Consider the following 2,225-nt stretch of genomic DNA (forward strand, 5'->3'; position numbering starts at 1 on the left):
CGGCAGCACCGTGGGTCGCACGACCTCGCGCGGGTCGCCTCCGCCGAGCACCTCGACGATGGCCTCCACCAGCCGGAACAGCACGAGCGCGACGAGGTGCACCGCCAGCAGCGGGCCGAGCACCACGAGCGAGCCGGTGAGCACGAGCACGAGCGGCGCCAGCGACCGCCACGGCAGGGCCGCGAGCACCACGACGGGCAGCACCAGCAGCCACCACGGCTGCCAGAAGGCGGCGACGGATGCCACGAGCCCCACGATCGCGCCCACGATGACCTGCACCAGCAGCAGCACCCCGGCCACGCCGCCGAACTCGCGCTCGCGGTCGGCGGCCACCCACGCCCACATCAGCCACGACCGGAGCAGCGGCACGCGCTGCTCGCGGAGCCCCGTGCGGAACACCCGGTCGTCCTCCCGGCGCTGCGCGAGCGCCGCCCGCCGATCGCCCAGCTCCGCGGCATCCACCGATCGCTCGTCATGCAGGATCGCCGGCGCGGACTGCCGGCCGTAGCTGGCGATGAAGCTCCAGAGCCACATCGGCACGGAGGCGAGGTCGGTGATGCCGTGCACGCGCGGCTCGCGCTCGTCGGGCCGCGGGTCGGGTGCGCCGGGCGGCCGCGCGGGCACCCGGTAGTGGCGCCCCGACACGGGATCCTCGTACGTGAACGGCGCCCGCACGTGGAAGCGGTAGCCGTCGGCGGGCCGCTGCGCGAGCACGAGCTCGTCGAGCGGGCGTCCGTCGTCGGTGAGGAACGGCATGCGATCTCCTTCGTTGCGCGCGGTGTCGACCATCCTGCCGCGTCGGGTCAGCCGAGCAGGAACGCCACCGCGAGAAGCACCGGCACGGAACCGATCGTGGTGAGGAACACCGTGTCGCGCGCGACGACCTCGGCCGTCTCGTAGCGCTGCGCGAACACGAACACGTTCTGCGCGGTCGGCAGCGCCGCCAGCACCGTGACGGCGTAGAGGTCGAGGCCGTCGAGGCCGAACACGAACCGGCCGAACGCCCAGGCGGCGACCGGCATGGCGACGAGCTTCAACACGCTCGCGACGAGCACGTCGCGGCGGCCGGTGCCCGGTTCGAGCAGTCGCTGGCCGTGCAGCGACAGGCCGTAGGCGATGAGCATGAGCGGCACGGCGGCGTGGCCGATGAGCTCGATCGGCTCGAGCACGATCGGCGGCAGCTCGATGCCCGTGACGGCGACGAGCACGCCGAGGAGGGACCCCACGATGATCGGGTTCGTCAAGGTGGACTGCACGATCACCCACGCCGACGTGCGCCCCTCGACCGTGGCACCCAGCACGGCGAGCGCGAGCGGCGCGAAGAGCAGCAGCTGCAGCAGCACGACCGGCGCCGAGTAGGCGGCGTCCCCGAGCATGTACACGGCGATGGGGATGCCGAAGTTGTTGCCGTTCACGTAGCCCGACGCGAGCGAGCCGATCACGGTGCGCGGCAGCCCGCGGCGCCACACGACGAGCGACACGAGCGCGAAGACGAGCATCATCGCGATGGCGGCGAGCGCCGACACCGGCAGGAGCGCCGAGAACAGCGACCGCACGTCGGCCGTCGCGAGCACCGAGAACAACAGGAACGGCGCGAGCACGTTGAAGTTGAGCTTCGCCAGCACCGGCCGGGCGCCCGGCCCGAGCACGCCGACCCTGGCCGCGAGCCAGCCCACGAAGACGGCGAGTGCGATCACCGCGAACCCGGTGAGGATGTCGATCATGCGCGCCGGCCCGGCCTCGGGGAACGGTGCGCGTCGCTCATCGCTTCGACCCTACCCGCAGTGGTGCACGACGTCGGGCGCCCCGGGAACCCGGGACGCCCGACGACGAGGCGCGTCATCACGCGCTCGCCCAGGGGCCCGGTTCAGCTACGCGTGGCAACCCCAGCGGTAGGTGTCGCCGACGAGGATCGGCACCATCTCCTTGCCGGTGCAGGGGCCGCAGTCCTCGTCGCGCGGCGCCGGCGGCAGGCCCGGGTACAGGCTCGCGTCGAAGCCGTTCGACTCGGCGGCGGCGGCGGAGGCGCTCCCTCCGGTGCCGCCGATGTCGTCGGTGCCGTCGGACTCGAACGCGGACGCGGCGTGGTCGGCCTCCGCGGCGGCGACGCTCGCGGCGACCCGCGCGGCCTCGGCGGCAGCGGCGGCTTCCGYTGCGACTCGGGCCGCTTCGGCGGCGCGGTGCTCGGTGAGCGCGGTCGCCACCAGGGCGGCCTCGGTACGCAC

The 2,225-nt window shown here is 73.7% G+C and carries 3 protein-coding genes; all 3 read right to left on the reverse strand.

Going from position 1 to position 2,225, the window contains the following annotated elements; all coding sequences use genetic code 11:
* Positions 1-756, reverse strand: a 756-nt coding sequence (locus tag AC1DY2_RS18905) for a DUF1353 domain-containing protein (RefSeq protein ID WP_476763812.1), incomplete at its 3' end; no start/stop codon positions are given.
* A gap of 47 nt (positions 757-803) precedes the next feature.
* Entirely contained in the window at positions 804-1,724 is a 921-nt protein-coding gene (locus AC1DY2_RS18910) for an AEC family transporter (RefSeq protein ID WP_476763813.1), read from the reverse strand.
* A 147-nt stretch (positions 1,725-1,871) separates the two neighbouring features.
* Positions 1,872-2,225, reverse strand: a 354-nt coding sequence (locus tag AC1DY2_RS18915) for a hypothetical protein (protein WP_476763814.1), incomplete at its 5' end; no start/stop codon positions are given.

Source organism: Agromyces sp. P1_H4, assembly GCF_056405255.1.

What these genes read in the sequence shown, in the direction of transcription:
- AC1DY2_RS18910 (WP_476763813.1), bottom strand. Translation starts at nt 1,724, where the DNA reads ATGATCGACATCCTCACCGGGTTCGCGGTGATCGCACTCGCCGTCTTC.